Below are 21,836 nucleotides of genomic sequence, written 5' to 3' on the forward strand. Positions count from 1 at the left end.
CTCCCTGTCTGTCCGATGCGTCCACGCTAGGTCGAAGACCTGGACATCAGCCATGAGGCGTTCTCCTCACGGCCGTGACTCAGTCGGTCTCGAACTGGCCCATCAGCCCATGCTGGGTGGCCCACAGCGTCGCGGCCGCGCGGCTGGAGACGCCGAGCTTGACGTAGATGTGCTGTACGTGGTTCGACGCGGTCTTGTGCGTGACACCGAGGCGTCGCGCGACCTGCTTGTCCGATTGCCCCCGCGCCACCAGCTGGAGCACCTCCACCTCGCGGGCGGTGAGTCCGCCGGGCCACTGCCGCCGCGCCGGAGCGCGACGTCCGGCTGCGGCGAGCACGGCGTTGACAGCCTCGCCGTCAAGCCGGCCGTCGCGCACCTCCGACTGCAGCACGCGCGCGGCATGGTCGGCGCTGGCCGGCGGGCGGTACGGGCGCGGCTCGGTCATCGCGTGGTAGACGTCGGCGGCGGCCAGCAGGCGATCCTGCGGGGACAGCGCGGCGGCGCCGAGCCCGCGGGGGTAGCCGGACCCGTCGAGCCGCTCGTGGTGGCGTGCGGCGATGGTCCGGCTCGCCGTGAGGGCATCCACCCTGGCCAGCATCCGTTCGGTGAGATGGGGGTGCAGCTGCACTCGGTCTCGCTCGGTCCCCCCGAGCAGGGCGGGCTTGTCCCAGATCGCGTTGGACACGCCGAGGCGACCGAGGTCGTGGATCAGCCCGGCGCGGCGAACGGTCGTGACCTCGTCGTCCGACCCTCCCGAGACCCGGGCGGCCGCGGCAGCCAGGTTCGCCACGCCCCGCGAGTGCCCGGCGAGGTGGGGTGACTTCATGTCCACCAGGTCGGCCATGGCCTCGAGCAGCTCGTCCAGCTCGGCCCCGTCGACTCGGCGGTCGAGGAACGGCTTGTCCGCCAGCACCACGTCCCAGTCGGCGGCGTTGTCGAGGTCGGCGAGCACCTCCTCGGCGTGGTCGCAGAACGCGTCGACGACCCGCGCGTCGAACTGGGTGCCGCGTCGGCGCCGGGCGATCGAGCGGGCGGCCTCGACCCCATGCCGCCGGCTGAACACTTCGACGGGACTCGCGAACGGGACCAGCCGAGCCGGCAGGCAGATCTGCTCGCCCTTGAGACCGCGAGGTAGGCCGCGGCCGTCCCACTGCTCGTAGCCCTGGCCGATCGCGCTGGCCGAGGCCTCGCCCAGGCCGATCCGCATGGCGAACTGCGAACCGAGCGTGGCGTGAGTGGTCAGGAAGGTCATCGCCGTCCGCTTCCCGACCACCGACGCGACCGCGACGCGCCGGGCTCGCTCGAGCCCTGACCCGCGAGCGGCGACACGGCGGAGCATGAAGGGGACGAACTGTGCGGTGGTCATGTCGAACGCCTCGAACAGGTCGCCCTTGAGCCCGATGTCGTCGCCGAACCACTCCGCCTGCTCGGCCGCATCCGCGTGGCAGTAGGCGTTCATCAACAGACCCAGATAGAACGTGGCCTCGCGATCCGCGGCGTCAGCGCCGAGGAGGTCGGCGAGCCGGAGCGCGATGACGGTCTGGCGCATGCAGTGCGCCATGGGCTGGCCGAGACCCAGGTCGGCGGCATAGGAGAGCGTCGCCACCAGCTCGGCGACGCGTACGCCCTCAGGGCGTGGGCCCATGACGCCGGAGTCTAGGGTCCGAACGCGCCAGTGCCGACCGTCGAGCCGGTCTCCCGGCCCGACGATCGGCACTGCTTCGTTGGTGCGGCCTCAGCTGTTGCCGAGGGCCTTGGCCTTCCCGGCCTGGAACTCCGCCTCGCTGATGACGCCCTGGTTCTTGAGGTCCGACAGGCGTGCGATCTCGTCCGCGGCGCTGGGCGTTCCCGCCACGCTCTGCACGTACTGGCGCGTAGCCGCCTCCTGCGCCTGGGCGGCCTGCGCCGCGTGCTCCTGCATCTTGTGACCCCGGGCGATGATGTACACGAACACGCCCAAGAACGGCAGGATGATCACGAACAGGACCCACAGCGTCTTGGCGAAGCCGCCCATGTCGTGACTGCGGAAGATGTCCGAGAACACCACGATGAGCAGCCAGATCCAGACGAAGAACAGGAAGAACCAGAGCATCGACCACAGGACCTGACCAACGCCCCACTGCTCGGCGATGAGCGACATCGTCAATCCCTTCTCATGGGTGCCCCATGCACCCGTCGACGACGGGACGCAACCGTGTGCCGCGACCCGTTCGTGATCGATCCTAGGGGTTCCGACGCTTGAACGTCGTAGGTCCTTGGTCACTGACGGTGGAATCGCGGAGGTGGGGCATGTCACAAGCAGGCCGGACGGCTGCGCCCAGGACACGGCCGTGACGGCCGATCCGCGGGGCCTGCGACCCCACGCGCCGCTCCTCGACGCCTATCTGCGAGCCCTCGACCGCCCGGGCCTGCCGTTCTGCATCCCCGGTCACAAGCAGCGAACCGACCTGGTGGGCCAGGTCGTGCGCGGCGACGTCCCCATGTTCGGCGCCGTGGACACGATGAAGGTCGCCCACGGCAGCTTGGGGGAGGCCGAACGGCGCGCTGCCGCGCTCTGGGGTGCGGACGTGTGCCGGTTCTCGGTCGGCGGGTCGACGCACGGCAACCAGACTCTGGCGCTCGCCATCGGCGCACCCGGGGACAGCGTCGTCGTCGCGAGGACGCTGCACCGTTCGTTGCTGCTCGGGCTGGTCCTCGCGGGGCTGCAGCCGGTGTGGGTACGTCCGGAGGTGGACGACGACACGGGTCTGCCGCTCGGCGTCCCTGTTGGCGACGTCTCGCGCGCGCTTGCGAGCCACCCTGACGCCAAGGCGGTGTTCCTCGGCGACCCGTCGTACGTCGGGACGCTGAGCGACGTCTCCGCGATCGCCGACGCCGCGCACAGCCACGGTGTGCCGCTCGTGCTCGACGCGGCGTGGGCGGCGCACTTCGGGTTCCATCCGGCCCTTCCGCAGCACGGGCTGCAGCGCGGTGCGGATGCCCTCGTGACGAGCGCGCACAAGACGCTGCCGGCGTACACCCAGGGAGCCCTGGTCCTCGCGCGGACCCAGCGCATCGACGAGCAGCGCCTCGACGCTGCCTTCGAGGCGACGCACACCACCAGTCCGGCCGGCTCCATCCTCGCGAGCATCGACGCGGCGCGAGCGCTGCTCGAACGCGACGGTGAACAGCTGCTCGGCCGCCTCGTCGACGTCGTCGCCGACGCACGTCAGCGGCTGGCTCTGGTCCCCGGCCTTCGCGTCGTCGACGGTCCCGTCATCGACCCGGCCAAGCTGGTCCTGGTGCTCGCCGGCACCGGGGCCGACGGCACCGCGGTGGAGCGTGACCTCATCGAGGCGGGAATGCCCGTCGAGATGGCAGACCGCGACACGCTCATCCCGATGGTGACCGTGGCCGACAGGCCCGAGCACCTGGGGCCGTTCCTCGACACGCTGGTCGCATCCATCGAGCGGCACCGCACGGACCCGCGCGCGGTCGTGACGTCGGCGGCCTGGACGGTGGAGCCCGAGACCGTCCTCCTCCCGCGCGAGGCGTTCTTCGCCCCGCGTACCCAGCTCGCGCTGGACGACGCGGTCGGCCGCGTGAGCGCCGAGCTCGTGGCGCCGTACCCGCCGGGGATCCCGGTCCTCGCGCCTGGGGAGCGCGTCACGCGGGAGAGCGTGGACGCCCTGCTGCACGCGCGTGCCACCGGGGTGCGCATCGCCTATGCGGCGGACCCGACCCTGTCGAGCCTGCGTGTGGTGAGCTGATCCCGGTCAGGGGAGCAGCACGAACTTGCCCGGCCCGTGCGGTTCGAACAGCTCCTCGTGCGCGCGGCGTACCTGCTCGAGCGGATAGGTCCGCGCCACGATGACGGTGAGCTTCCCGGCGGCGGCGGTCCGCACGAGGTCGAGCCGCGCCGCGTCGCGGATGTCCTCCCCCTTGTCGCCACCCGCCCCGAGGGTCTGGATGCCGTCCTTGGCCCGGCCGAAGGCCACGAGGGAGGCGATCCGGTGCGGGTCCGGGACCACGGCGAGCGAGACGTCGATCGCCTCGTCGGTCCCGACGGTGTCGATCGCCGCGTCCACCGGCCCGATCGCTCGGACCCGCTCCAAGAGCCCCCCGTCGTAGGTGATCGGCTCGGCGCCGAGGCTCCGTAGGAGGTCGTGGTCGGCCGGGCGCGCGGTCGCGACAACTCTGGCCCCGCGGGCGATCGCGAGCTGGACGACGGTGAGGCCGACCCCGCCCGCGCCGCCGTGGACGAGGACGGTCTCCCCGTCGGAGACCCCCGTCGCGACGACGGTGTGCGCCGCGGCGACTCCCGCGAGCAGCAGCCCCGCCGCCGGCTCCCAGGCCATCGTCGACGGCTTGGGCAGGACCGACGACGCCTGCACGATCAGCCGCTGCGCGTAGGCGCCGGCGACGGGGTAGGCGATGACCTCGTCGCCGACCCGGATCGGGCCGGCCGGCCCCAGCGCGTCCGGGCCGACGGCGCTCACCACGCCGGCCGCCTCGAAGCCCAGCCGTTTGGGCAGCGCGGCCGGGTCGTTGCCCCAGGCGCCGCTGTAGGACTTCACGTCGGCCGGGTTGACCCCGGCGGCCCGTACGTCGACGACGACCTCACCAGGCCCTGGATCGCCGACCTCCACCTCGACCAGGTCGAGCACGTCGGGACCGCCGTATGCCGTTGCCACCACCGCGAGCGTCATGCCGCCGTCAACCTCCGCGCCGTCCAGGTCGATTCCCCGGCTTACTCAGGCCACTGGGCCGAGGACGACCCAGCGGCCGCCCCTCGTGCGCGCCACCATGCCCACGAAGCGGACGCCGATGAACGCCGAGAGCCCCCGCCCACACCCCGCCGATGCCCCATCCGGCAAGTACACCTGGTGGCGCACCGCCGCCGAGGAGGTGAACAGCGTCGGCACCACCCACCACCCGGCGCCGAACAGCGTGGCGAAACGGATCCCCGTCCCGACCAGCGCGGTCAGGAAGGCGACCTGGAACCCGATCTGGCGCATCACCAGGTCGCGACCGATGACCAGCTGCTGGCGCAGCCACGGCCGAGATCCCATTGGCCACCAGCACGACAGCGCCGACGCCGAGGCCGGCGATGGCCACCGGTCCGAGGTGACCCACCACGGCCGTGTCCACCAGCAGGTAGAGCGGCTCCGCCGCGAGGACGACGAAGGCCGAGGCGGCGACGGCGACCAGCCCGCGTGACCGGGCGTCGCCGCCGACCGCCGGTGGCGGGCCGTCCGGCGACCTCGCCGGACGCGTCGGTCACGACATCGGAGCGAAGACGTCCCAGTCCTCGGCGACCAGGCCCCCCTCCAGACGGCAGTGATAGGCCCCGGCACCCTCGACCCGAGAGCCGTCCGAGCGACGAGTCGCGACCCACCGGACGTATGCCGCCACGCGGTCACCGTCGACGAGGACGTGCTGCACGGTGTACGCGCGGTCGGCGAACACCGAGTCGACCCAGGCCATGCCCGCCTGCCACTGATCGAAGGACCAGTCGCCCATCGCTGTGTGGTGGACGTAGTCGCTCGTCACGTGCTCGCGCGCCCGGGCCACACCGGAGGCGTCGTGCCAGCACTCGACCAGGCTCCGCACCAGCGTCTCCTCGCTCCGCACGTCCCGATCCTGCCGCATCCGAAGCGTCGGTCAGTTCGACAGGAAGACCAGGCGCGGCCACGCGGCCGCCCACCCGTCGACCGGCCCCGCGCACACGTAGACGGATGCCCGGTCGGACTCCTCATTGGAGACCGGGGCGGTGACCCTGCCGAGGTCTCGGCAGTCGCGGAAGAACTCGGTGGGAGCGCCGTCCTCCCAGACGACGACCACCGGCGCCATCGACGATGGCGGCGGTCCCCAGAGGCCGTACCCGTTGATACCGCTCCACGCGTGCGGCAGGCCGGCGGCGGCGCCGAAACGGTCGACCGCACCCGCCTCGCCGTAGTTGGCGGTGAAGATGCCGGCTCGCTCGCGCTGGTCCGGGGGGATCGAGCGGTACGCCGCCGCGACCTGCCCGACCAGGTGGGGCCAGCCGACGGTCTCGCGCTGCGTCTCGCCGAGGCCGTTCCACGGCGAGGCCCCGAGCGTGGCGGGGGAGAGGACCGGAAGGGCCGCCGGCAGGAACAGCGCGGAGACCGCCAGGACCGCGACGACGAGCGGCCAGCGCCGGCGGCGTCGCTCCACCGCGACGGCGCCGGCGGCGATGAGCACGGGGTAGGTCCCCGCGGTGTAGTACCCCTGGCCGGCGCTGACCACGAAGAAGGCCAGGACGAACAGCCACGTCCACGCCAGCACGCGGTAGATCCGCCAGCGGGGGTCGCGCCACAGGTTGACCAGGCCCACGACCCACAGGTAGGTCCCGACGCCGAACAGCAGCAGCTGGAGGGCCACGAAGCCAGCGCGCTGGCCGGCCGTGCCGTACTCGGCGCGGATCTCGTGGGCCAGCGTCAGCTGGGGCCAGCCGTGCGCGGCCTGCCAGAGCAGGACCGGCGTCCAGCACACCGCGGCGATCGCCGCGGCCACCCAGGGCCAGGGCCCGCGCAGGAGCGGGCGGGCCTCCGGCGTGAGCAGGATCCCGACCACCAGCCCCCCGAGCAGCACGATGGGCAGCTGCTTGTTGAGCAGGCCGACGCCGGCGGCCAGACCCACCAGTGGCCACAGTCTCCGGTCGCGGGTGCGCAGGATCCGGACCACCAGCCACAGCACGGCGACCCACGCGAGCAGGTCGATGGTCGAGGTGACGAGCAGGTGGCCCGACAGCAGGACGTAGGTGCTCGAGCCGACAGTCAGCGCGGCGAGCACTTGCGCGAACGCGCGCCCGCCGAGCTCGCGCGCGCAGAGCGCGGCCATGACGGTGACCGCGACGGCGGTGAGCGTCGCCGGCAGCCGGAAGACGGTGAGCGAGCCGTGACCGACCCCGTTCATCACCCAGGCGAGGAACGGTGTGAGCGGTGGCTGGTCCGGGTATCCCCACGCCAGGTGCCGACCGCACGCGAGGAAGTAGAGCTCGTCGCGGTGGTAGCCGTAGCGGGAGCTCATCGCCAGCAGCAGCAGCCCCACGGCGGCCGCGACCGCCGCGATCCCTCGCCAGGCGATGCCGGGGGTGGCCTCGGCGGAGGCGCTGTCCACCGGACCAGCCTGACACCCGATCGGGTGGGGTCGTGGAGGATGGCCGGCGTGCTGGCGATCGACCGTCACGACCTGGACGCCCTCCTCGGGCGGGCGCGCGCGTTGCTCGTGCCGCGAGGGCGTCGTCTGCTCGGGGTCACCGGGCCGCCGGGGGCCGGCAAGTCCACCGTGGCCGAGGCGGTGGTGGCCGCGATGGGCGCGGACGCGACCCTCGTGGGCATGGACGGCTTCCATCTGGCAGATGACGTGCTGCGCCGCCAGGGCACGTACGAGCGCAAGGGCGCGCCCGAGACCTTCGACGTCGGCGGGTACGTGCACCTGCTCGCCCGTCTGCGGGCGGCCGACGAGGCGGTGGTCTACGCGCCCCGGTTCCACCGCGAGATCGAGGCGGCCGTCGCCGGCGCGATCCCGGTCTCGGCTGCCACCCCGCTGGTCGTCACGGAGGGGAACTACCTCCTTCTCGACGGACCAGGCTGGTCGGCGGTCGCGGGGCTGCTCGACGAGGTCTGGTACGTCGACCCCGGGGAGGACGTACGGCTAGAGCGGCTGACCGCTCGCCACGAGGCCTACGGACGTCCGCCGGACCTCGCCCGCGCCCGCGCGCTCGGCTCCGACCAGGCCAACGCCGAGCTTGTTGCGCGTACCCGGGAGCGGGCCGACGTCCTCGTGACCGGCTGATCCCACCGACGCATCCCCGCGTCCGGAAATCCATTGTCTTCGCTGGGGATTCCCCCTTGCGCGGGTCCCGGTGACCCGCTACAGTCGAACACATGTTCGAGACAGTGGTCGACGACAGCTGGGAACTGCTGGCGCTTCGCGGCGCGCTCGTCGACCCGGCGGACGAGCTGGACCCGCTCGACTGGGACGAGCAGCCGTGTTCCGGCGAGCTCGGGCCGGCGGACTACGACGAGGTCAGCGGCTTCGAGCTCGCCCAGCTGGTGCACGCGCGAGCGAGCCACCCCCTCGACTCCCCCGATGCGAGGCAGTTGCTCGAGCGGCTCGCGGCCCTGGACCGCGTCCAGGGCTGGCTGTGGGCCGAACGGACCCGGGTGATGGCATCGTTCGCGCTGTGCCGCCCGCCCGACCCGCGAGCGCTCGGCGAGCCGGACTCGGGGCGGCGGGGGGCACAGCCGCTCGGGAGCGGGCCGGCAGCGCGGGTGAGCGAGTTCGCACCGGATGAGATCGCGGCCGTCCTGCATGCCTCTCCCCGCACGGCCTGTGCCTGGGTGGGCGAGGCGCTCGGCCTGGTGGAGGGGCTTCCCGCGACGCTGAGGGCGGTCGAGGCCGGATCCATCAGCCCCGCCGTGGCCGGGATGATCTACCGCGAGACCCATCACCTCAGCGCGGAGCGACGGGCCGAGGTCGAGCGACGCGTGCTGGCGCGCGCGGCCGGCCGGACGTACGGCCAGATCCGCCGGCACACGCGCCGCAGCGTGCTCGCCGTTGACCCCGCCGGGGCTGTCGCACGTGCCCAGGAGGAGGTCGGGTACGCGCGCGGCGTCCGGCTGCGCCCGGCGGGGGACGGGCTGGTCGCCATCGACGCTGTCCTCGGCACCGAGGAGGGCTTGCTCGCATTCGCGACGCTTGATGCCTACGCCGCGGCGAACGCCGGTGAGGGCGAGACCGACGTCCCGGCCGGGCAGGCCTGGCGGCGCGCCGACGTCCTGGTCGACCTGCTGGGCGCGCTGAGGGAGCAGCGCCTGCCCGAGGTCCTCGGCGTCGCTCCCGCGACCGGACCGGCCGCCCAGGCCGTCCAGGCCGTCGAGGCCGTCGAGGGCGAGCGCGGGCCCCTGCCCCCAGTGATCCGCGTCGACGTCGTGGTGGCCGCCTCGACCCTGCTCGGGCTGGACGAGCAGGCGGCCGAGGTCGCCGGTCTCGGCCCCATCCCCGCCGACGTCGCGCGGGCGCTGGCTCGCGACGAGGCCGCGGTGCTGCGCCGGATGCTGACCGCGCCTGGTCCTGCCGGCATGGAGCTCGTGGAGCTCTCCTCGCCCTCCTACCGGCCACCACCCCGGCTACGCGCCAAGGTCGAGGCTCGCGACCGGACCTGCCGGTTCCCGGGCTGCGCGAGACAGGTGACCGGCACCCGGTGGGGGGCGGAGCTGGACCACACGATCCCCTGGCCGCTCGGCACGACCACCGAGTCGAACCTCGAGGTCTTGTGCACCCATCACCATCGGCTCAAGCACGAGGGCGGGTGGCGTCTCGTGCAGCTCAGCCGAGGCCACTTCGAGTGGACCTCACCCGAGGGCAGGACCTACCGGGTCGAGCCGGAGCTGTGCGTGGTCGACACGACCCTCGACGAGCGGCCGGAACCGCCCGCTTCGGATCCGCCCGTCCCGATCCCGTTCTGAGCCGGTTCTGAGCGCGCTTTGAGCCGACGCGCGCGGTCGGCCGCCGCCGGTCAGTCCTCGCGGAAGCCACCGAGGAAGCGGCGGAACAGCCCGCCCTCGCGCGGCAGCGGCTCGCCCGGGGGCGGCGGGGTGGGTGAGGGCGAGTCGATCGGCTTGTCATAGTCGGTGCTCGCGATGGCCAGCACGATCTGGTCCTCGTCGTAGTCCTCGGACCCCGGGATGAGCGGGACGAAACCGACCAGCTCGCCGTCCAGCATCACCTCGGCCTCGAGCCCGGCGGCGCCGTCGGCGTCCCAGATCGCCTCGCGGCCACCGGGGATGCGGACCCGTACGCCGAAGACGTACACGCCGGCCTGCTCGAGGTGAGCGTCCACCCCGCGCTCCCGGAGCCGGTCGACGACCCGCCGGGCCCTGTTCTCGTCCACGTCGCCACGCTACCCGGAGGGGCCGAGTCGAGCCGTTCGCCACCCAGGGGACCCGCATGCGTGCTTGGCTCGGGTGGTCGTTGGTCGCTTGTTGGGGGTTCCCACATGAAGGTGTTGTCGCTGCGCCGTGCCGCCCTGCTCGTTCCCGCGGTGGGGATCGCCCTCGTGCTGCCGTCGGCTGCTTCGGCGGCTCCTGGAGACGCCACCGTCGCCGCCCACGCACCGGGGCTGGTGGGTTCGCCGATCCTGCTCGAGAACAACGCCTCGTTCTCCGGCTACGACGTCGCGGTGGACGGCACGGGGCGGACCTACGTCGGCTGGATCTCCTCGTCCAACAGCAACTCCGCCGGCCGCAAGGTCCACCTGTGCACGCTGGCTCCCGGCGGCACGAGATGCGTCGGCGGGATCCAGACCATCGACTCCCTCGGGGCGTCCTCGGCCGAGGGCCTGCGGGTCCTCGCCACGTCCTCCGGCAAGGTCACCCTCGTGTGGTTCCACGACACCTCGCCGGGGTCCGGCAACGGCCCACGGGGCGGTCGGATCGCCACCGCCACCTCGCAGTCCGGAGGGACCCTCTCCGCGGCGACCGACGTCGAGGACGCGCCCAGCTACGGCGCGCTGCTCGACGCCGAGCTCGGGCCGAACGGGACGCTGTGGACCCTCGCCTACAAGGGCGTACCGACGACGTCGGTGGAGCTGCGGGAGGGCACCTCGGCGACGCTGCAGACCCTCAAGACCCCGTACGGCGTCGGCTACGGGGAGATCGCGATCCACGGGAGCAGCGCCGTCGTCGCGATCCAGAAGTACGGCTCGATCACCGTCCCGATCGGCGTGTCGCACGCCAGCAGCAGCGGCGGCTCGTGGTCGGCGTTCAAGGCCGTCGCGCACACCTGGAGCGCCGGCTGGAACCCGGGACTGGTCTCCGCCAAGTCGGGCATCCGGCTGTACGCCTCCGTCGACAACGCCGACTACTCACCCGTCGTGGCGAAGTGGACCGGGACCTCGTTCAGCCGGCCGACACTGATCGGCGACACCAACTCCTGCACGCCCAACAGCCATGATCCCGTCGCCGACGCGAGCGGGCGGGTGGTGGACGTCACCGACGAGTGCGGCAAGATCACCGTCACCAACCTGCCCGACACCACGCACGCCTCGATCGTGCGCTTCTCCGACCGTGGGACCGAGGCCGGTGGATCCCCGCAGATCGCGTCCACGCCCAGCGGCAAGGCCGTTGTCGCGTGGTCGATCGAGTCAAGCAACGGCGACCGGCTCTATGCCGCCCGCGTCCTGCTGCCGGCTCTGCGCGGCACGGCCACCAAGTCGGTCAGCCATGGGCGGGTCACGGTCACGGGCCCGAAGTCGTGCCTGCCCGCGGTGAGCGTCGCGGTCTCGGTCACCGGGCGACCGGCGTCCGGGTGGAAGGTCGCGAGCAAGACCCTGAAGCTGGGCTCGAAGAAGGTGGGATCCTCGCTCAACGGGGCCAGCCTGACCGCGGGGAGCGCGTACTCCCTCGTGGGAACAGTGGTCTTCAGCAAGGCAGGCTCGCACGTCAAGGCCAGCGCGGCGCTGAAGTTCCGGACCTGCCCGAAGCCCTAGGGCGAGTCCTCGAGCAGGCCGCGACGACGGGCGACGGCCACCGCCTCGGTGCGCCCGCCGGCTCCCAGCTTGGCGAGGATGTTCGACACGTGCACGCTCACCGTCTTGGCGCTGATGAACAGCCGGCCGGCGATCTCGCGGTTGCTTCGTCCTGACGCGATGAGGGCGAGTACCTCTCGCTCCCGCGGCGTCAGCTGCTCCTCCGGGTGCTCTGAGGCGGAGCGCGTACGTGCTCCGCCCGCGAGGCGGATCTCGGCCAGCAGCGGCCGGGCACCAAGGGCGTCCGCGGTCAGCCCGGCGGTCGCCAGCAGGGCGGCGGCCTCGCCGGCCTCGCCGGTGCCGCGCAGCGCCTCGGCCAGTCGGACCTGGCAACGCGCGACCTCGAAGACGTTGCCGAACTCCTCGAAGCCGGCGAGCGCCGCTCGCCACGCCGTCACGAGTTGGTCCGCGTCGGGTGGGTCGACTCCCGCGGACCAGTGCAGGCGCAACCGCTCCGCTTCGACGCGCATGGTCCACGCCCGCCCCTCCACGCCGGCTCCGCGAGACTTCCAGGTCCCCGCCGCCACGGCAGCCTCGGCGGCCAGGCGCTCGCCGTGCTCGACGATCGCCGTGCGCTCCCGGGCCGTGGCCTCACGCGCCTGCACGGTCAGCGCGGCGAGGGCGAGTGCCGCGAGACGTACCTGGGCGGCGAAGCCCTCGCGCTTCCAGACCGTGGACACCGCCGCTACCACCTCCTCGTAGGCGCGCAGCGCGGCCGCTGCGTCCCCGCGCGCCGTGTGGGCCTCGATGGCCGCCCCGCCGGCGAGGATCGCGACGAACCCGTCGCGCGACCACCACGGCCGCAGCGCCGGCTGCAGCTCAAGAGCTCGGTTGCTGCCCCGCCAGGCGAGCACCCCCACGTCCACGGCGGCCAGCATCGCCTCGGCCATCGCCGGCGGCGCCTCTCCGGTCACGTCGACGATGCGCCTCGCCTCGTCCCACTCGCCCTGCACCTGGGCGACGATCGCGGCCAGGGCACGGGCGTCGATGCCGTACGGCGCCCACGCGCGTCCCGACCGCCGCGCGAGGTCGGCCGCCGCCGCGTAGGTCTCGCGGGCTCGTGCGAGCTCACCCCGCTCGTAGAGGAGTCCGGCCAGGGAGAACAGGCTGCGCAGCTCGGCCCCGACCTCTCCCGTCGCGCGAGCCTCGGCGACGCTCGCCTCGAGCAGCGCGAGCGACGCCTCTGGGTCGCCGCGCCGGCGCTCGATCCGCGCGATGAGGGTGGACGCGTCGACGGCCACGTCGGCGACCTCGAGCGTTCGGGAGAGCTGGAGCGCCTCGTCGACCCAGCGCGCGCCCTGGTCGTCTCGGCCGCGCTCCTCGAGGGCGCGCGCGTGCGCGAGCAGGATGCGCGCGTGGAGCTCGGTGGAGGGTGACGACGCGACCAGCGCGACGGCCTGGGTGGTGAGCGCGAGAACGTCGACGCCGGTGTCACCGAGCAGGCCGATGGTCGCGACACCGAGCAGCAGCCGGGCTCGGTCGTGCTCTGGCGCGTCGTCGGGGAGCGCGTCGAGCGCGTCCTCGACCAGCGCGAGGCCGCGGAACAGGTGGCCCGCTGCGGCGGCGGCCTCCGCCGCTCGCAGGGTCAGGTCGACGACGTCGACGTCGAGGCGCTGACCGTCGGGCTCGGCGAGCAGCTCGAGGGCGAGCTCATAGCTTCGCACCGCCTCGTCCGGGCCCCCGACCGCCATCGCCTCGTCGCCGGCCCGGATCCCGGCACGGACGGCGGTGGCCACGTCGTGGGCGGCCCGCGCGTGCCGTGCCAGCTCGACCGAGGTCCCGCCGAGCTCGGCGAGGACCTTGGCGTAGGCGGCGTGCAGGCGGACCCGTTCGCCGGGGAGCAGGTCGTCGTAGACCGCCTCCGCGAGCAGGGCGTGGCGGAAGGCGTACCCGGCGCGGTCGTCTGTCCCGGCGGCGAGGAGGACGTTGGCGTCCACGGCGGCACGCAGCGCCCGGTCCAGACGCTCGGGCTCGAGGGCGGCCACTGCCGCCAGCACCGGATGCGTCACCCGCCGGCCCGCGACCGAGGCGGCACGCACGATCGCCCGCGCGTCGTCGTCGAGGCGCTCGATGCGCACCAGCAGCAGGTCGGCCAGGTCGGCCGGCAGGCTCGCCGCGCCGCCCTCGGCGGCGGAGACCAGCTCCTCGACGAAGAAGGCGTTGCCGTCGGCACGGGCGAGCAGGCTGGTCACCGCCGAGTCGGGCATCGGATCGCTGTGCAGGAGCTCGACGAGGCGGCGCACGTCGGCGTCGTCGAGCGGGCCGAGCGCCACCCTGGACAGCGTCGGCAGGCGGTTCCACTCCGAGAGCGTCGTCCGCAGCGGGTGGCGGCGGTGGAGGTCGTCGCTTCGATAGGACACCACGAGCGCCACCCCGGCGGGCACCCCGCGGGCGAAGAGGAAGCTCAGGAGGTCCCGGCTGGACTGGTCGGCCCAGTGCAGGTCCTCGACCACGATCAGGGTCGGCTGGAGCGACCCGAGGTGGGCCAGCGCGGCCTCCACCGCCTCGAACAGGCTGCCCCGCTCCGTCCGCTCCCCGGTCGCGGCACCCACGCCGCGGCGGTGGGAGGGCAGGAGCGGGGCCACGCCAGGTGCCGCCGCGAGGAGCTGCTCGGCGAGCTCGGGCGCGTCGGCCTCGAGTCGTCCGAAGGCGTCGCTGAACGGCAGATAGGGCAGTCCGCCGTCACCGAAGTCGACGCAGTGGCCGACCAGGACCAGCCGTCCCGCCGCGACGGCGCGCAGGCGAAGCTCGTGCAGCAGCCGGGTCTTGCCGACGCCGGCGTCACCGGAGACGAGGACCGCGCCGGGCGGGGCACCGTCGAGGCCGACGAGCGAGCTCAGGGCGGCCAGCTCCTCGCTACGCCCGACCAGCGGGCTGAGGCGCGGGGCGGAAACGGTCACGGGCTCCATCATCGGCCCGACCCCTGACAGCGAGGGCGGCGTTCCGGCGGGCGTCGCGGCGGGTCTGCCGTACGCGCCTGGAGCGCCGGGAGCGGGCAACGCCTTGCTGGACCCATTGCTGGCGGGCGGTGATCTCGGCGAACTCGGACGCCGGGAGCTGGGACATGGTGCACTCCTTGGACTCGATCGACGTGGTCGAGCCTGCGCGTCTGAGGAGGGCCGGCACATCGGACGTCGTCCCTATCTCGGGCGTCCGGGGGCCTCAGACGGTGGGGATGAGCAGCGGGGATGGTGGGTAGGCTCTGGGCAGACGCCCCGAAGGAGGCGGACATGGCCGCTGCCTTCCTGCCCTCCGTCAACGCCTTCTCCTTCACCAACGCCTGGCCGAAGGAGCCGGCGGTGAGCCTGGACACGCCGTTCGGGACCGTCGCCGTCGGCGACGCCAGCAAGGGACTGTGCGGCGGGATGACGTACGCGGCGCTGGACTACTTCTACGCCGGCCGGATGCCGCAGCCCGACCGGCCGGCCCCCGGGAGCCCGCTGTACGCCTTCCTGGTCCGCCGCCTGGTCGACTCCTGGCACGTGCCGGCCGGCGTGGCGCAGTACTACCAGTGGATGAACCTGCCCGACTCCGACCAGGGCTTCGACGTGCTGGGGCACCAGGTCGTCACCCAGCGCGGGGTGTCCTGGCGAACCGTGCAGCAGCAGTGGCCCGTGGTCAAGGAGGATCTCGACGACCAGCGGCCGAGCCCGCTCGGGCTGGTCACGATCCGCTCCAGCCGGCTGTCCGACCTGGGCTGGAACCACCAGGTCCTGGCGTACGCCTACGCGACCCAGGGCTCCGTGGTCACCCTGCACGTCTACGACCCCAACAGCGGGCAGGACGACGCGGTCACGATCGCCTTCGACACCGGCGCCCCGACCCGAGCCACGACGTTCACCGACACGGTCAACATCACCCGGCCGATCCGCGGCTTCTTCCGCACGGCGTACTCGCCGGTGCCGCCACCCTGACGGCGGGGAGGGTCTCGCCGCGTCCGGGCGGCAAGATGCCCGGATGGCCCTCGCCCTCTCACCCGCCGACCTGCAGCGCCGCACCAGGCTGCGCAAGGCCAAGACGTTCGCGACCGGGCTGCTGGTCCTCGCGGCCGTGGCGTACCTGCTGGTCCGCGGCAACGACGCCACCTGGGCGCAGTACGCCGCCGCGGCGGCCCAGGCCGGCATGGTCGGCGGACTCGCCGACTGGTTCGCGGTGACCGCGCTGTTCCGCCGCCCGCTCGGCCTCCCGATCCCGCACACCGCGCTCATCCCGACCCGCAAGGACGCCCTCGGCGCGAGCCTGAGCAGCTTCATCGGCGAGCACTTCCTCGTGGCCGACGTGGTCCGGCGGCGCCTCGACCAGGTGGACCTGCTCGGGCGCCTGGGCACGTGGCTGTCCCGCCCTGACTCGGCGCGGCGGGTGACGGCGGAAGCGGCCGCGGCGCTGCACGCTGTCCTGGAGGTGCTCAGCGACGAGGACGTCCGCGCGGTCGTCGAGGAGGTAGCCGGCCGACGGCTGCGGGACACCCAGGTCGCACCGGTACTGGGCCGGCTGCTCGCCGACGTCGTCGCGGACGGTTCCCACCACGCCCTCGTCGACGTCGTCGCGAGGCGTACCGCGGCCTGGCTGCACGACAACAGGGACACGGTGATCGCGCTGGTGGAGTATGAGGCGCCCGCCTGGTCGCCGGCCTTCGTGGACCGCGCGCTCGCCCGACGGGTGTACAGCGAGCTGGTTCGCGTCGCGGAGCAGGTGGTGGTCAACCCCCAGCACCCGCTGCGGATCGCCCTCGACCGGTGGCTCGCGAGCCTGGCCACCGACCTGCGCGAGGACCCCGACACCGCGCGCCGGCTGGGCGAGCTGGCCGACCGGCTGCTCAGCCACGACGCGACGCGCGAGGCGCTCGGGACCCTCGTCGGGGCGACCCGCCGGGCGGTTGTGGAGCTGGTCGACGAGCCTGACGGCGAGCTGCGTCACCGGGCCACCGCGTCGGTGCAGCGATGGGGGGAGCGCTTGCGCAGCGACGCGGTGCTTCGCGGGAAGCTCGACGGCTGGATCGGCGCAGCGGCCGAGCACGTCGTCACCGGCTACCGCGACGAGATCACCCGCATCGTCACCGACACCGTCGACCGGTGGGACGGCGAGGAGGCGGCACGACGCATCGAGCTCGTCGCCGGACCGGATCTGCAGTTCATCCGGGTGAACGGAACGGTCGTCGGCGCGTTGGCCGGCGTCGTCATCCACGCGGTGAGCGTGGCGCTCGGCTGAGGTCGCGGCGTCACCCGCCCGCGTGGGCCGGCGTGAAGTTGCCCGTCCCCTGGCGCTCCTCCGCGCGGATGACGTGCACGACCGCGTTGATCTGCGCGAGGTGGGTGAACGCCTGCGGGAAGTTGCCGAGGTGGCGGCCGCTCTTGGGGTCGATCTCCTCGGCGTAGAGCCGCAACGGGCTCGCGTAGGCGAGCAGCCTCTCGCACAGCTTCTTCGCGCGGTCGATCTCGCCGATCTCGACCAGCGCCGAGACCAGCCAGAACGAGCAGATGGTGAACGAGCCCTCCTCGCCCGCGAGCCCGTCGTCGGTCTCCCCGGTCCGGTAGCGCAGGACCAGTCCCTCCTCGGTCAGCTCGTCGGCGATGGCCAGCACGGTCGCGCGGATCCTGGGGTCGTCCGGGGGCAGGAACCGGAGCAGGGGGATGAGCAGGCAGGACGCGTCGAGGGCGTCGGTCCCGTAGTACTGGGTGAAGACCCCGCGGGAGTCGACGCCCTTCTCGCAGATGTCGGCATGGATCTGGTCGGCGAGGGACGCCCACTTCTCGGCGTACTCGGGCTCGTCGTGCAGCCGGGCCAGCTTCGCGCCGCGGTCGAGCGCGACCCAGCACATGAGCTTGCTGGAGACGAAGTGCCGCGGCTCGCCGCGGACCTCCCAGATCCCGCGGTCCGGCTCCTCCCAGTGGGCCGCCGCCTGCTCGACCTGGCGCTTGAGGATCGGCCAGAGCGACTCCGAGACCGCCTCTCGGGAGCGGACGTGCAGATACACCGAGTCGAGCACAGCGCCCCAGACGTCGTGCTGCTTCTGCGTGTAGGCGCCGTTGCCGATGCGTACGGGCTGCGCGCCCTCGTAGCCCCTCAGGTGGGGAAGCGAGGACTCGTCGAGCTCGCGCTCGCCGCCGACGCCGTACATCACCTGCAGGTCGTGGCCGTCGCGGCAGGCGTCGGCGATGAAGTAGAAGAAGTCGTCGGCCTCGCGGTCGAAGCCGAGGGTGTACAGCCCCCACAGCGCGAACGTCGAGTCGCGCACCCAGGCGTAGCGATAGTCCCAGTTGCGCTCGCCCTGCGGTGTCTCCGGCAGCGAGGTCGTCGCGGCGGCGAGCAGGGCGCCCGTCGGGGCGTACGTCAGTCCCTTGAGCGTCAGCGCGCTCGCCTGCAGGTAGTGCCGCCACGGGTGGTCGGGGAACTCGCCCGCGGTGATCCACTGGCGCCAGTACTCCGCCGTCCGGGCCATCCGTTCGGCCGCCTCGTCCCAGGACCGCGGCGGCGGCAGCGGGGACCACGACAGTGCGACGAAGTGCTGGTCCCCCTCGACCATGCGGGTACGGGCACGCACGCCACGGCCCTCGATACCGCACCGGAGATCGGTGGTGAGGCGAAGTGTGACGTCGGCGCCGTCCGCCTTCGCGGTGAGCTCGCCGTACCCCCCGCTCTCGTACTCCCACTCCGGCGCCACCCGGCCGTAGTCGAAGAGCGGTTCGCACGACATGGCGAGGTCGACCGTTCCGCTGACGCACCGGACCGTCCGCACGAGGCAGTGCTCGGCGTCGAAGTCGGTGGGGGAGCGGCGGTGGGTGCGCGAGCGGTCGTCGACGTTGTGCCACGGACCCATGACGAGGGCGTCGCGCACCACGAGCCAACCGGTGCGTGTCTGCCAGGTCGTCTCGAGCATGAGGCTGCCGGGAAGGTAGCGACGCTGCGCCGGGTAGGCGACGTCGTAGGGGCCGAGGCGGAAGCTGCCCGCCGCCCGGTCGAGCAGCGAGGTGAACACGCTCGGCGCGTCGGGCCGGGGCACGCACATCCACTCGACGGCACCGCTCGGCGCCACCAGGCACGTCGACTCGCAGTCGGAGAGGAAGGCGTAGTCCGCGATGGGCGGGAACGGGCTTCGGTGGTAGTCCTCCTCGAGGCGGCGGGGAGCGACCAGGTCCGTGGATGCGTCGACGGAGGCGTCCATGCGCCGATGGTGGCCCCCGCGCGCCCGCCGCGCCAGAGCCGCGCCAGAGCAACGCCAGAGCGACGTCAGCGAGACGTCAGCGCCGCAGTCAGCGGGTCGCGTCGGCCGCGGCTCGACCGGCGGCGCGTCCCGAGAACAGACAGCCGCCGAGGAAGGTGCCCTCCAGCGCCCGGTAGCCGTGCATGCCACCTCCGCCGAACCCGGCCACCTCGCCCGCGGCGTAGGCGCCGGGCAGGGGCGAGCCGTCCGCGCGCAGCACCCGTGCGGACAGGTCCGTGTGCAGCCCGCCGAGGGTCTTGCGGGTCAGGACGCGCAGCCGCACCGCGATGAGCGGCCCGGCCTTCGGGTCCAGCAGGCGGTGCGGGCGGGCCACGCGAACCAGCCGGTCCCCGCGGTAGCGGCGCGCCCCGCGCAGCGCGACGACCTGCAGGTCCTTGGCGAAGGGGTTGGCGATCTCGCGGTCACGGGCGAGGACCTCGCGCTCGACGTCGGCCAGCCGCAGCAGCGGCTCCTCGGTCAGCGCGTTCATCCCGTCGACGAGTCGCTCGAGGGTGTCGGCGACGACGAAGTCGGCACCACGCCGCTTGAACGCCTCGACCGGCCCGGGAGCCCCGCCCCGCGCGCGGCTGAGCACGAGCCGTACGTCCTTGCCGGTCAGGTCAGGGTTCTGCTCGGAGCCCGACAGCGCGAACTCCTTCTCGATGATGCGCTGCGTGAGGACGAACCAGCTGTGGTCGTGCCCACTGGCCCGCAGGTGCGCGAGGGTGCCCAGGGTGTCGAAGCCGGGGAAGAGGGGGACCGGCAGCCGACGCCCGACCGCGTCCAGCCACAGCGACGAGGGGCCCGGCAGGATCCGGATCCCGTGGCCGGGCCAGATCGGGTCGAAGTTCTCGACACCCTCGGTGTAGTGCCACATGCGGTCGCGGTTCACGACCGTGCCGCCGGCCGCCTCGGTGATCCCGAGCATCCGTCCGTCGACGTGTGCTGGGACCCCGCACAGCAGGTCGCGAGGTGGCGTCCCGAGCCGGCGCGGCCAGTTCGCGCGGACCAGGTCGTGGTCGCCGCCGATGCCGCCGGAGGTGACGATGACTGCCTGGCAGCGCAGGGCGAAGTCGCCGACCACGTCCCGCGAGGTGGCCACGCCCCGGGGCTCGTCGCTCGGCTCGAGAACGACTCCGCGCACGCCGTCGACCACCCCGCCGGTGGCGGTGAGCTCGTCGACGCGGTGCCGGAAGCGGATCTCCACCCGCCCGGCTTCGACCGCCGCCTGGACCCGGCGGGCGAAGGGCGCGACGACGCCGGGTCCGGTGCCCCACGTGATGTGGAAGCGCGGCACGGAGTTGCCGTGGCCGTCGGCGAGGTAGCCGCCCCGCTCGGCCCAGCCCACGACGGGGAAGAAGCGCACGCCGAGCCCGTGCAGCCACGCGCGCTTCTCGCCGGACGCGAAGTCGACGTACGCCTGCGCCCAGCGCCTCGGCCAAGCGTCCTCGTCCCGGTCGAAGCCGGCCGTGCCCAGCCAGTCCTGCCAGGCCAGGTCGTGGGAGTCGTGGACACCCATCCGGCGCTGCTCCGGGGAGTCGACGAGGAAGAGGCCGCCGAGCGACCACCAGGCCTGGCCCCCGAGATTCGTCTCCGGCTCCTGGTCGAGCAGGATCACCCGCCGGCCGGCGTCCGCGAGCTCCGCGGTCGCCACCAGTCCCGCGAGCCCCGCTCCCACGACCACGACATCAACGTCCATGCCCCCATCTTCGGGCCAGCGGCGCCACCCGTGCGGTATGCAATCCCCGGGAGGTCGGCGAGCGGATGAGGCGGAGCGCACCGGAGTCGGTGGTCGCGTCGGCGACCGCGATCCTGGACTCGGAGTCCCTCGTCGACCGGACCGTCTTCCTGGCCCGGCTCGACCGGTACTGGGCCGACCTCCTCGACGGGCTGACCGACGCCTACGGCGAGCGTGCGCCGGACCTCGCGGCGGCCGTCGTCGACCTCGCCGCTCGGGCCTACGCCGAGCGGCCGCAGGATCTGCGCCTGCTGGACCTGCGCCGGCACGTGGAGCCGGACTGGTTCCAGAACCCCGCCGCCCTCGGGTACGCCGTCTACGCGGACCGCTTCGCCGGGGACCTCCAGGGCGTGATCGCCAAGGTGCCGTACCTGGCCGAGCTCGGCGTGACCTATCTGCACCTCATGCCCCTGCTCAAGCCGAGACCGCGTCCGAACGACGGCGGCTACGCCGTCATGGACTACCGGAGGGTGCGCGAGGACCTCGGCACCTTCGACGACATCGTCGAGCTGGCCGGGGTGCTGAGGGGCGAGGGGATCTCCCTCACTCTCGACCTGGTCCTCAACCACGTGGCCGCGGAGCACGAGTGGGCCGTCCGCGCGCGGGCGGGAGAGGAGCGGTATCGCGCCTACTTCCACGTGTTCCCCGACCGCATGCAGCCGGATGCGTTCGAGCGCACGCTCCCGGAGGTCTTCCCCGACTTCGCGCCGGGCAACTTCACGTGGAACGAGGAGCTCGAGGCGTGGGTGTGGACCACGTTCAACTCCTGGCAGTGGGACCTGAACTGGCACAACCCGGATGTCTTCTGCGAGTTCGCCGACCTCGTCTGCTTCCTGGCCAACCGGGGCGTGGAGTGCCTTCGCCTGGACGCGATCGCGTTCATGTGGAAGCGCCTGGGGACCGACTGCCAGAACCAGCCGGAGGTCCACTCGCTCACCCAGGCGCTGCACGCGGTGACCAGGATCGCGGCACCTGCCGTGGTGTTCAAGGCGGAGGCGATCGTCGCGCCGAAGCAGCTGGTTCCCTACCTGGGACAGGGCCGCCACTACGGCAAGGTCAGCGACCTCGCCTACCACAACACGCTCATGGTTCAGGTGTGGTCGGCTCTCGCGGCCCGTGACGCCCGGCTCATGACCGAGGCCATTCGCCGGTTCCCCCGCAAGCCGGCGACGACGTCGTGGGCGACGTACGTGCGCTGCCACGACGACATCGGATGGGCGATCAGCGACGACGACGCGGCCGCGGTGGGGCTGAACGGCGCCCTGCACCGACGGTTCCTGTCGGACTTCTACAGCGGCGCGTTCCCCGGCAGCTTCGCGCGGGGGCTGGTGTTCCAGGAGAACAAGGTCACTGGAGACCGG

17 protein-coding genes are annotated in these 21,836 nt (G+C 73.0%); 7 read left to right on the forward strand and 10 right to left on the reverse strand.

Annotated elements, in window-relative coordinates; translation table 11 throughout:
* Positions 1–79: 79 nt before the first annotated feature.
* Both VMI11_01490 and VMI11_01495 read right to left on the reverse strand, forming a co-directional pair.
* Complete coding sequence (locus VMI11_01490; protein ID HTY71079.1) at positions 80–1,645, reverse strand: HD domain-containing phosphohydrolase; 1,566 nt, start codon at positions 1,643–1,645, stop codon at positions 80–82.
* Between the two features lie 90 nt (positions 1,646–1,735).
* The gene (locus VMI11_01495) at positions 1,736–2,140 is read right to left on the reverse strand and encodes an SHOCT domain-containing protein (GenBank protein HTY71080.1); all 405 of its coding nucleotides are present in this window, start codon (positions 2,138–2,140) and stop codon (positions 1,736–1,738) included.
* Positions 2,141–2,330: 190 nt separating this feature from the next.
* Here VMI11_01495 and VMI11_01500 point away from each other — a divergent pair, with 190 nt between their 5' ends.
* The gene (locus tag VMI11_01500; GenBank protein HTY71081.1) at positions 2,331–3,749 is read left to right on the forward strand and encodes a DegT/DnrJ/EryC1/StrS family aminotransferase; all 1,419 of its coding nucleotides are present in this window, start codon (positions 2,331–2,333) and stop codon (positions 3,747–3,749) included.
* Positions 3,750–3,755: 6 nt separating this feature from the next.
* On the opposite strand, the gene VMI11_01505 is transcribed toward VMI11_01500, so the two are convergent.
* The 4 genes from VMI11_01505 to VMI11_01520 all read right to left on the reverse strand — a co-directional run bounded on the left by VMI11_01505 (position 3,756) and on the right by VMI11_01520 (position 7,122).
* Positions 3,756–4,688, reverse strand: a complete 933-nt coding sequence (locus VMI11_01505) for an NADP-dependent oxidoreductase (protein ID HTY71082.1) — start codon at positions 4,686–4,688, stop codon at positions 3,756–3,758.
* Positions 4,689–4,733: 45 nt separating this feature from the next.
* Positions 4,734–5,051, reverse strand: a complete 318-nt coding sequence (locus VMI11_01510) for a hypothetical protein (GenBank protein HTY71083.1) — start codon at positions 5,049–5,051, stop codon at positions 4,734–4,736.
* 208 nt (positions 5,052–5,259) lie between these two features.
* Positions 5,260–5,613, reverse strand: coding sequence for a nuclear transport factor 2 family protein (locus VMI11_01515; GenBank protein HTY71084.1), 354 nt, complete (start codon positions 5,611–5,613; stop codon positions 5,260–5,262).
* A 30-nt stretch (positions 5,614–5,643) separates the two neighbouring features.
* Positions 5,644–7,122: a glycosyltransferase family 39 protein gene (locus VMI11_01520; protein ID HTY71085.1), complete on the reverse strand. Its 1,479-nt coding sequence runs from the start codon at positions 7,120–7,122 to the stop codon at positions 5,644–5,646.
* A gap of 48 nt (positions 7,123–7,170) precedes the next feature.
* On the opposite strand from VMI11_01520, the gene VMI11_01525 reads away from it, so the two are divergent.
* Positions 7,171–7,800, forward strand: coding sequence for a nucleoside/nucleotide kinase family protein (locus VMI11_01525; protein HTY71086.1), 630 nt, complete (start codon positions 7,171–7,173; stop codon positions 7,798–7,800).
* A gap of 92 nt (positions 7,801–7,892) precedes the next feature.
* Positions 7,893–9,476, forward strand: a complete 1,584-nt coding sequence (locus VMI11_01530; GenBank protein ID HTY71087.1) for a DUF222 domain-containing protein — start codon at positions 7,893–7,895, stop codon at positions 9,474–9,476.
* A 50-nt stretch (positions 9,477–9,526) separates the two neighbouring features.
* Here VMI11_01530 and VMI11_01535 read toward each other — a convergent pair whose 3' ends face one another.
* Complete coding sequence (locus tag VMI11_01535; GenBank protein HTY71088.1) at positions 9,527–9,901, reverse strand: hypothetical protein; 375 nt, start codon at positions 9,899–9,901, stop codon at positions 9,527–9,529.
* A 105-nt stretch (positions 9,902–10,006) separates the two neighbouring features.
* On the opposite strand from VMI11_01535, the gene VMI11_01540 reads away from it, so the two are divergent.
* On the forward strand, positions 10,007–11,497 hold the full coding sequence (locus VMI11_01540; protein HTY71089.1) for a hypothetical protein: 1,491 nt from the start codon (positions 10,007–10,009) through the stop codon (positions 11,495–11,497).
* Here VMI11_01540 and VMI11_01545 read toward each other — a convergent pair.
* Complete coding sequence (locus tag VMI11_01545; GenBank protein HTY71090.1) at positions 11,494–14,436, reverse strand: AAA family ATPase; 2,943 nt, start codon at positions 14,434–14,436, stop codon at positions 11,494–11,496. The two genes, VMI11_01540 and VMI11_01545, sit on opposite strands and share 4 nt — an antisense overlap.
* Before the next feature lie 330 nt (positions 14,437–14,766).
* Here VMI11_01545 and VMI11_01550 point away from each other — a divergent pair, with 330 nt between their 5' ends.
* Together VMI11_01550 and VMI11_01555 are read left to right on the forward strand one after the other, a co-directional pair.
* On the forward strand, positions 14,767–15,450 hold the full coding sequence (locus tag VMI11_01550) for a hypothetical protein (protein ID HTY71091.1): 684 nt from the start codon (positions 14,767–14,769) through the stop codon (positions 15,448–15,450).
* 43 nt (positions 15,451–15,493) lie between these two features.
* On the forward strand, positions 15,494–16,744 hold the full coding sequence (locus tag VMI11_01555) for a DUF445 domain-containing protein (GenBank protein ID HTY71092.1): 1,251 nt from the start codon (positions 15,494–15,496) through the stop codon (positions 16,742–16,744).
* A gap of 10 nt (positions 16,745–16,754) precedes the next feature.
* Here VMI11_01555 and VMI11_01560 read toward each other — a convergent pair whose 3' ends face one another.
* Both VMI11_01560 and VMI11_01565 read right to left on the reverse strand, forming a co-directional pair.
* Positions 16,755–18,698: a glycoside hydrolase family 15 protein gene (locus VMI11_01560; protein ID HTY71093.1), complete on the reverse strand. Its 1,944-nt coding sequence runs from the start codon at positions 18,696–18,698 to the stop codon at positions 16,755–16,757.
* 88 nt (positions 18,699–18,786) lie between these two features.
* Positions 18,787–20,436, reverse strand: a complete 1,650-nt coding sequence (locus VMI11_01565) for an FAD-binding dehydrogenase (protein HTY71094.1) — start codon at positions 20,434–20,436, stop codon at positions 18,787–18,789.
* 65 nt (positions 20,437–20,501) lie between these two features.
* On the opposite strand from VMI11_01565, the gene VMI11_01570 reads away from it, so the two are divergent.
* The coding region (locus VMI11_01570) for an alpha-amylase family glycosyl hydrolase (GenBank protein ID HTY71095.1) at positions 20,502–21,836 on the forward strand (1,335 nt) is incomplete at its 3' end.

The sequence above is a fragment of the Actinomycetes bacterium genome (assembly GCA_035506535.1).
GTDB lineage: Bacteria > Actinomycetota > Actinomycetes > DATJPE01 > DATJPE01 > DATJPE01.

Coding starts and splice junctions, on each gene's coding strand:
- VMI11_01555 (HTY71092.1), top strand. CDS start 15,494: ATGGCCCTCGCCCTCTCACCCGCCGACCTGCAGCGCCGCACCAGGCTG.
- VMI11_01530 (HTY71087.1), top strand. CDS start 7,893: ATGTTCGAGACAGTGGTCGACGACAGCTGGGAACTGCTGGCGCTTCGC.
- VMI11_01490 (HTY71079.1), bottom strand. CDS start 1,645: ATGGGCCCACGCCCTGAGGGCGTACGCGTCGCCGAGCTGGTGGCGACG.
- VMI11_01560 (HTY71093.1), bottom strand. CDS start 18,698: ATGGACGCCTCCGTCGACGCATCCACGGACCTGGTCGCTCCCCGCCGC.
- VMI11_01540 (HTY71089.1), top strand. CDS start 10,007: ATGAAGGTGTTGTCGCTGCGCCGTGCCGCCCTGCTCGTTCCCGCGGTG.
- VMI11_01550 (HTY71091.1), top strand. CDS start 14,767: ATGGCCGCTGCCTTCCTGCCCTCCGTCAACGCCTTCTCCTTCACCAAC.
- VMI11_01510 (HTY71083.1), bottom strand. CDS start 5,051: ATGGGATCTCGGCCGTGGCTGCGCCAGCAGCTGGTCATCGGTCGCGAC.
- VMI11_01565 (HTY71094.1), bottom strand. CDS start 20,436: ATGGACGTTGATGTCGTGGTCGTGGGAGCGGGGCTCGCGGGACTGGTG.
- VMI11_01505 (HTY71082.1), bottom strand. CDS start 4,688: ATGACGCTCGCGGTGGTGGCAACGGCATACGGCGGTCCCGACGTGCTC.
- VMI11_01495 (HTY71080.1), bottom strand. CDS start 2,140: ATGTCGCTCATCGCCGAGCAGTGGGGCGTTGGTCAGGTCCTGTGGTCG.